We start from the raw sequence: 7,957 nt of genomic DNA, 5'->3' as shown, positions 1-7,957 counted from the left end.
CCGCACACTGTCCGGCCCGCGCGCGGGGCGGGCCGGACAGTGTGCGGGTCGTACCGGACGGGCCGCGCGGGGTGTACCCGGCGGGACGCGGGGGACGGGCCCGGCCGCGGAGCGCGGGCCCGGGGCCTCAGCCCTTGACGGCGCCCGCCATGATGCCGCCGACGATCTGCTTGCCGAAGACGACGAAGACCACCAGCAGCGGCAGCGTGCTGATCAGGGCCCCGGCCATGACGATGCTCTGGTCGGGGGTGTAGGAGGCGCTGAGCTGGCCGAGCGCCACCTGGATGGTGGGGTTCTCCTGGTTCAGCGCGAGGAAGGGCCAGAAGAAGTCGTTCCACGCCTGCACGAAGGTGAGCATGCCGAGCACCATCATCGCGGGCCGGGCCGCGGGCAGGACCACGTTCCAGACGATGCGGATGTTGCTCGCCCCGTCCACCTTGGCCGCCTCGATCAGCTCGTAGGGCAGCGCCTCCAGCAGGTACTGGCGCATGAAGAAGACGCCGAAGGCGCCGACCAGGGTCGGGAAGATCACCGACTCCAGCTTGCCGCCCCAGCCGATGTCGGACATCAGCATGAACAGCGGGACCACGCTGAGCTGCGGCGGAATGGTCAGGGTGGCGATGACCGCCGTCATCAGCACGCCACGGCCGCGGAAGCGCATCTTGGCGAAGGCGTAACCGGCGAGGGTGCAGAAGAACAGCGTGGCCACGGTGATGCAGCCGGCCACGATCACGCTGTTGACGATGGCCTTGCCCAGGTTGGCCTGCTCCCAGGCCGCCTGGAGGTTGCTCCACAGCCTGCCGCCGGGTATCAGCGGCGGCGGGGTGTCCAGGACCCGCTGCTGGTCGTGCGAGGCGGCCACCAGCGTCCAGTACAGCGGGAGGATCGAGCCCAGGCCGACGACGACGAGCGCGATATAGGTGAACGGGCCGCCCTTGAGCTGCTGGCCGGCGCCGATCTTGAAGCGCCGGCGGCCTTTGCCCTCGTTGGCGAGGAGCTCCGGCGCGGCGGTGTTGGTGGGACTGATCGTGGTCATCGATATCGCTCCCGTCAGGCCGCGTTCTTGCGCACGAACCGGCCGACGATCCAGTTGATCAAGGCGATGAGCAGCAGCAGGACGAGCATCGCCCAGGCCACGGCCGCGGCCGGGCCCAAGTGGCCGAGCTTCCAGCCGTAGTTGTAGAGGTAGATGCTGAGCGTCTCGTACTGGTGCTCGCTGCCGCCGACGGCACCGAGCGTGCCGCCCTGCAGCAGCAGCGGCTCACCGAACAGCTGCATGGAGCCGATCGTCGAGATGACGATGGTGAACAGGATCGTGGGCCGCAGCGCGGGGATCGTCACCTTGCGGAACTGCTGCCAGCGCGTCGCTCCGTCGATCGAGGCGGCCTCGTACAGATCGCTGGGCACCGCCTGCATGGCGGCGAGGTAGATCAGCGCGTTGTAGCCGGTCCAGCGCCAGATCACGATGACCGAGATGGCGATCTTCGAGGTCCACTCCCCGTTGCCCCAGTCGGTGTTGCCCGCGCCGAAGAAGTGCAGCACCCAGTTGAGGACGCCGCCGTCGGCCCGGAAGACCAGGGCGAAGACCAGGGCGGCGGTGGCCACCGAGGTCGCGTACGGGGTGAGGATGACCGTCCGCCAGAACGTGCTGGCGCGCAGCTTGTAGTTGAGCAGATGCGCCAGCCCGAGGGCCACGAGCAGCTGCGGGACGGTGGAGAGGACGCCGATGACGAAGGTGTTGGCGACCGCCGTCCAGAACTCCGAGTCCTGGAGGATCTTGGCGAAGTTGTCGAAGCCGACCCACTGGGACTGGCTCAGGCTCGTCATCTCCACCCGGTGCAGGGCGATCCAGCCGGTGTAGAGGAGGGGGTAGAGCCCGAAGGCGCCGAAGACGAGGAAGAAGGGGGCGATGTAGGCGTACGGCGACGCGAGGTCGTCGAAGCGCCACAGCCTGCTGCGCCACCGGCCGCGGCCGTTCGGCACGGTGCCGGAGCCGCCGGGGGGCGGGGTGCTGGTGCCCCGTACGGGGGTTGTCGTTGCCACGAGGGAGTCCTTCCCTGAAGGTTTGGGCCGGGTACGGGGCGAGTGACGCGTTCAGGAACCGGGCGCCCGTCCCGCCGCTCCTTGTGCGGATGGACTGCAGTGCCGAGCGGCCCGCGCCGCGGCCTGACGTGCGTGCGGGGCCGGCCCCGGCGGGACCGGACGCCGGGTCCGGTCCCGCCGGGCACCGGCCTGGGGCCTGGTGCCTGCCCGGCCGGCGGCCCCCGCCGACGTGGCGGTCTGGCGGAAAGCGCCGGTCAGGGTGTGGTCCTGCCGAGCGTGGTGGTGCCGGTCCAGGGCCCGCTGTCCATGACCCGGTGCCCGGCCCGCCCCGCTCGACGGCCCCGCGCCCGCGACGGAAGCCGGCACACGGCTCCGCGCGGGCGCGGTGCGGGCGGCCGCCGGGGCCGCCCGCACCCGTCGGTCGTCAGCCGATCGCCTTGTCGATCGTGTCGGTGGCGTCCTTCCAGGCCTTGTCGGGCTTGGTGCCGCGCTGCTCCATGTTGTTGATCTGGGTGGAGATCGTGTCCTTGATCACGCCGTCCTTCTGACCGAGCACCGCCTCCGGGATCGAGTTGGCCTCGTCGGCGTAGATCTGCCCGATCGGGGCGTCGCTGAAGTACGGGAGCTTGGCGTTCTTCACGCTGGCCAGCTGGTACGCGCCCTTGTTGGACGGGAAGACACCGACGGCCTTGAAGACGGCGGCCTGCTGCTCGGGGGCGGTCAGCCACTTGACGAGGTCGATGGCCTCCTTGACGTGCTTGCCGCCCTTGGGCACGGCCAGGAAGGAGCCGCCCCAGTTGGCCGCGGTGGTGCCGGGAGCGCGAGAGATGTCCCACTTGCCCTTGTAGGCGTCACCGGAGTAGGTCGAGATCTGCGCGGCCATCCAGGCGGGGCACACCACGGTGGCCACGGTGCCCTTGCGCAGCGCCGCCTGCCACGGGTCCTGGAACTGGGCCAGGCCCGCGCTGAGCTTCTTCGAGGCGGCCTCGGCGGCCAGGTTCCAGCCCTGCTTGACGGAGGCGCTGTCCTTGTAGACCGGCTTGCCGGAGGCGTCGTAGTACTGCTGCGAGGAGGAGCTGACGACCGCGTTGTACATGGCGCTCGCGGAGTCCATGAAGTGGGTGCCCGCGGGCGCCTTCTTCTGGTACTGCTCACCCAGCTTGAGGTAGTCCTCCCAGCCGCCGGAGACCGCCTTCGCCACGGCCTCGCGGTCGGTGGGAAGACCCGCCTTCTGGAACAGGTCCTTGCGGTAGCACAGGGACATCGGGCCGATGTCGGTGCCGGCCCCGATCACCGAGCCGTCCTGCGCGGTCGCCTGCTTCTCCTTCCAGGAGACCCAGTCGCCCACGTTGATCGACTTGCTCAGGTCCGCGAACTTGCCCGCCTGGGTGTCCACGACCTCCTTGATGCGGCCGACCTCGATGCCGGTGACGTCGCCGAAACCGCCGCCCGAGTTCAACTGCTGAAGCAGCTTCGGGTAGTAGTCCTGCTCGTTGGCGGTGGTCTCTTCCTTGACCGTGATGTTCGGGTGGAGCTTGTGGTACTGCTCCAGCAGGCCGGCTTCCTTGTAGCCGAACTGGCCGAAGTCGGCCAGTTTGAGGGTGATGTTCCCGTTGGAGTCCGAGGCGTTCGAGTCGCCGTCGCTGCTGCAGCCGGTCAGCAGCACGGCGGAGGCCGCCAGGACCGCCGTGGCCACGGCCGCCGCTCTGCGGCCGTGGCCGCCGGTACGGGTGATGCGCATTCCACTACTCCTTGTTCCAGTGGGGAACGGACCTCAGGAATCCGACCGCCGGCGTCCGACGGTCCGGACCTGCCCTCTCGGTTCGAGCAGCGGCCAGCCCACAGCGCTCGGCGTGCGATGAAGGTGCTGGTCAACGGCGTGTCAATGGGTGCAGAGGGAAGGACCTTTAGTGAGCTTTCAGCCACGGGGGAGCAAGCCCCGGTCACCCCGTGGGACCGCTCCCACGCGGCATGCCGGAAGACTCGTTGCTGCCGGGCCACGTGTCAAGACTTGAAAACGGCGTTGTTGCGCAAGCGTGTTCAGCACGTCACGTTCATGTGTCACCTGAAAGAACGTCAGATCAGCCGCCCGCTCACCTGACCCGTCTCATCCGCGCAGGTCAACGTGGTCGCGACGGCGGGAACGGCCGCACCGCGCGACCCGCGGGACCGGTGGCCGGACATTTCTGGGCCAGAATGAGGCCACCCCCCACCAAGCACCGGAAGGTGAACGATGAGCACTGCCGAACTGCCGCAGCCGCACAGGACCGCGGACGTCCGGCGCCCGACTCTGAACGCCGTCGCCGCCCGGGCCGGGGTCGGCCGCGGCACCGTCTCGCGGGTGATCAACGGCTCCCCCAAGGTCAGCGACCGGTCCCGCGCCGCGGTCGAGCAGGCGATCGCCGAACTGGGCTACGTCCCCAACCGCGCCGCCCGCTCCCTGGTCACCCGGCGCACCGACTCGGTGGCCCTGGTCGTTCCCGACGCCGAGAACCGGCTCTTCTCCGAGCCGTACTTCTCGGAGATCATCCGGGGCGTCTCCGCCGGACTCGCCGGTGCCGGGATGCAGTTGCTGCTGGTGCTGGCGCGGGACGAGTCCGAGTACGCGCGCCTCGCGGCCTATCTGTCCGCGCAGCGGGTGGACGGGGTGCTGATGATGGCCGTGCACAGCGACGACACCTTGCCCGACCGGCTGGACGAACTCGCCGTGCCGACCGTGCTGGCCGGGCGGCGCAGCGACACCGAGCGGCTCGGTCACGTCCGCGCCGACAACCGGGGCGGCTCCCGGGTGGCGGTCGAGCACCTGCTGGCGGGCGGGCGCCGGACCATCGCCACGATCACCGGCCCGATGGACATGGACGTGGCCCGGGAGCGGCTCGACGGCTACCGCGAGGCACTGGAGCGCGCGGGTCTCGCCGTCGACGCGGACCTGATCGCGTCCGGCGACTTCACCGAGGAGGGCGGGCGGGCCGCCATGCGCGCGCTCCTGCGCCGGCGCCCCGGCCTCGACGCCGTCTTCGCCGCCTCCGACGTGATGGCCTCCGGCGCGGTGCTGGAGCTGCGCGCGGCCGGCCGGCGGGTGCCGGGGGACGTGGCCCTCGTCGGCTTCGACGACTCGATCGTGGCCCGGCACATCGACCCCCCGCTGACCAGCGTCCGCCAGCCCCTGGCGGAGATGGGCCGCACCATGGCGAGCCTGCTGCTGGACGAGATCGCCCACCGCGGCACCGGCCACCGGGCGGTGGTGCTGCCGACCGAACTGGTGGTGCGGCAGTCGGCCTAGAAGCGCCCCGGAACCTGGCGTCTCGAAGACCGCCAGTGGTCCGCCCGTTCTCTATGGGAGCGCTCCCATGCATAATGGTCCCACTCGACTCGTGGGAGCGATTCCATGCCCGAACCGATGACCGTGTCCTTCCCTCCCGCCTTCCTCTGGGGCGCGGCGACGTCCGCCTACCAGATCGAGGGCGCCGTGCGGGAGGGCGGCCGTACCCCCTCGATCTGGGACACCTTCAGCCATACGCCCGGCAGGACGGCCGGCGGCGACACCGGCGACATCGCGGTCGACCACTACCACCGCTACCGCGACGACGTGGCCCTCATGGCGGAACTCGGCCTGAACGCCTACCGCTTCTCGGTGTCCTGGCCGCGGGTGCGGCCCACCGGCCGGGGCCCCGCCGCGCAGGCGGGCCTGGACTTCTACCGCCGGCTGGTCGACGAGCTGCTGTCCCACGGCATCAAGCCCGCCGTCACCCTCTACCACTGGGACCTGCCGCAGGAGCTGGAGGACGCGGGCGGCTGGCCGGAGCGGGACACCGCGCTGCGCTTCGCGGAGTACGCGCAGCTCGTGGGCGAGGCGCTCGGCGACCGCGTGGAGCAGTGGATCACGCTCAACGAGCCCTGGTGCAGCGCCTTCCTGGGCTACGGCTCCGGGGTGCACGCGCCGGGCCGGACCGAACCGGCGGCCACCCTGCGCGCCGCCCACCACCTGAACCTGGCGCACGGGCTGGCCACGCAGGCGCTGCGCTCGGTGCTGCCCGCGCACGGCTCCATCGCGGTCAGCCTCAACTCCCAGGTGATCCGGCCGCTGACGCAGAGCCCGGCGGACCTGGCCGCCGCGCGGCGGATCGACGACCTGGCCAACGGGGTCTTCCACGGCCCGATCCTGCACGGCGCCTACCCGGCCACGCTGCTGGAGGCCACGTCGTCGGTCACCGACTGGTCGTACGTCCTCGACGGGGACCTGGCGGCGATCAACCAGCCGCTGGACGCGCTGGGTCTCAACTACTACACCCCGGCGCTGGTCTCCTCGCCCGAGTCCGCGCCGAAGGGCCCGCGCGCGGACGGGCACGGGTCGAGCACGCACTCGCCGTGGCCGGGCTCGGAGGACGTGGCGTTCCACCAGACGCCGGGCGAGCGCACCGCGATGGGCTGGACGGTCGAGCCGGGGGGCCTGTACGACCTGATCACCCGCTACTCCCGGGAGGCCCCGGGGCTCCGGCTGTACGTGACGGAGAACGGCGCGGCCTACGACGACAAGCCCGATGCCGACGGCCGGGTGCACGACCCCGAGCGCGTCGCCTACCTGCGCGCCCACCTCGCCGAGGTGCACCGCGCCATCGCCGACGGGGCCGACGTGCGCGGCTACTACCTGTGGTCCCTCATGGACAACTTCGAGTGGGCGTACGGCTACGAGAAGCGGTTCGGCGCGGTGTACGTGGACTACGCGACCCAGGAGCGCACCCCCAAGTCGAGCGCCCTCTGGTACGCGAGCGCGGCACGGACCGGGGGACTGCCGCCGGTGGAGCGTGTCTGACGGGCGCGGGGAGCGCGCGGCCGGTCGCCGCGGCGGCCCGCTCGGGCGGCCTTCCGCCGGAGCGGCTCGCCCGGGCGGGACGCCGGCCGGCGCGCCGATGACCACCGGGCCGGGCCCCGGTCCCGCCGCCGGACGTACGGCGGGAGGGCGGCGGCCCGCCCGGTGAAGGGTCGGCCCCGGCCGAGGCGGGGGGCCCGGCCGGGGCCGACTGTGGGGGGTGGCGGCGGTCAGCCGAAGGTGGCGAACGCCTTGGCGAAGGCGTACTTGTCCTGGCTGATGGAGCTGCACGTGGGGTCGGCGGAGGGCTTGGGGCCGCCGGGGCACTGCTGGTCGCGGGCGGCCGACCACATGGACAGGCCGCCGAGGCCCTTGGACTTGGCGAAGTCCGCCAACCGGGTGGCGTCGTCGACCGTGAAGACCTCGGAGGAGACGTCGTTGACGCCGATCATCGGGGTGACCGCGACGGCCTTCCAGGCGGCCGCGTCGGAGAGCCCGAGCACGCTCTTGACCTGGGCCTGGGTGGCGGTGGCGGCCTGCTCGGCGTAGCCGCCCATGTCGCCGCCGTAGGAGGAGCCGTAGTCCATCGCCATGATGTTGACGGTGCCGATCCGGACGCCGTTGGCCTTGGCATCGGTCAGCAGGTTCACGCCGTCCTGGGTGAGGCCCTCGGGCATCACCGGGAGGGTGAAGGAGACGTCCAGGCCGGGGTGCTGGGCCTGGAGCTTGGCGATGGCCTGGGCGCGGCGGGTGTTGGCGGCCGTGTCGGGCAGCGCGCCGCCCTCGACGTCGAAGTCGACCTTGGTGAGCTTGAACGCGTCGATCGCCTTGCCGTACGCCGTCGCGAGCGCGTCCGCGGAGGAACAGGTGGTGGCCAGTTCGGAACCGGACGCGCCGCCGAAGGAGACCCGGACGTCACCGCCCTTGGCCCGCAGGGCGCCGATCTGCGCGGCCACCGCGTCGCTGGTCAGCTCGGTGACGCCGCCCCACTTGGGGACGCAGCCGCCGCCGTCGGTGAGGAACGCCAGGTTGTAGTTCTTCACCCCGGTCGCGTCGGCGGCGCCGAGCAGGTCGTAGGCCGGGTAGAGGGAGGTGTCCACGTAG

At 71.5% G+C, this 7,957-nt stretch carries 6 protein-coding genes; 2 read left to right on the top strand and 4 right to left on the bottom strand.

Going from position 1 to position 7,957, the window contains the following annotated elements:
* Positions 1 to 127: 127 nt before the first annotated feature.
* The 3 genes from FRZ03_RS19035 to FRZ03_RS19025 all read right to left on the bottom strand — a co-directional run bounded on the left by FRZ03_RS19035 (position 128) and on the right by FRZ03_RS19025 (position 3,784).
* Positions 128 to 1,036, bottom strand: a complete 909-nt coding sequence (locus FRZ03_RS19035; protein WP_146466365.1) for a carbohydrate ABC transporter permease — start codon at positions 1,034 to 1,036, stop codon at positions 128 to 130.
* A gap of 14 nt (positions 1,037 to 1,050) precedes the next feature.
* Positions 1,051 to 2,043, bottom strand: a complete 993-nt coding sequence (locus FRZ03_RS19030; RefSeq protein WP_146466364.1) for a carbohydrate ABC transporter permease — start codon at positions 2,041 to 2,043, stop codon at positions 1,051 to 1,053.
* 424 nt (positions 2,044 to 2,467) lie between these two features.
* The gene (locus tag FRZ03_RS19025; protein WP_146466363.1) at positions 2,468 to 3,784 is read right to left on the bottom strand and encodes an ABC transporter substrate-binding protein; all 1,317 of its coding nucleotides are present in this window, start codon (positions 3,782 to 3,784) and stop codon (positions 2,468 to 2,470) included.
* A gap of 492 nt (positions 3,785 to 4,276) precedes the next feature.
* Here FRZ03_RS19025 and FRZ03_RS19020 point away from each other — a divergent pair, with 492 nt between their 5' ends.
* Both FRZ03_RS19020 and FRZ03_RS19015 read left to right on the top strand, forming a co-directional pair.
* Positions 4,277 to 5,326 (top strand): LacI family DNA-binding transcriptional regulator, encoded by a 1,050-nt coding sequence (locus FRZ03_RS19020; protein WP_146466362.1) that lies wholly within the window; start codon positions 4,277 to 4,279, stop codon positions 5,324 to 5,326.
* 105 nt (positions 5,327 to 5,431) lie between these two features.
* Positions 5,432 to 6,856: a GH1 family beta-glucosidase gene (locus FRZ03_RS19015; protein ID WP_146466361.1), complete on the top strand. Its 1,425-nt coding sequence runs from the start codon at positions 5,432 to 5,434 to the stop codon at positions 6,854 to 6,856.
* Positions 6,857 to 7,083: 227 nt separating this feature from the next.
* On the opposite strand, the gene FRZ03_RS19010 is transcribed toward FRZ03_RS19015, so the two are convergent.
* Positions 7,084 to 7,957: chitinase (locus FRZ03_RS19010; protein WP_222443393.1), on the bottom strand; the 874-nt coding region annotated here is incomplete at its 5' end.

Source organism: Streptomyces misionensis, from assembly GCF_007896895.1.
In the GTDB taxonomy this organism is placed as follows: domain Bacteria; phylum Actinomycetota; class Actinomycetes; order Streptomycetales; family Streptomycetaceae; genus Streptomyces; species Streptomyces misionensis_A.
Note: the sequence above shows the minus strand (reverse complement) of the source record. Positions and strands in the feature narration are given on the sequence as shown.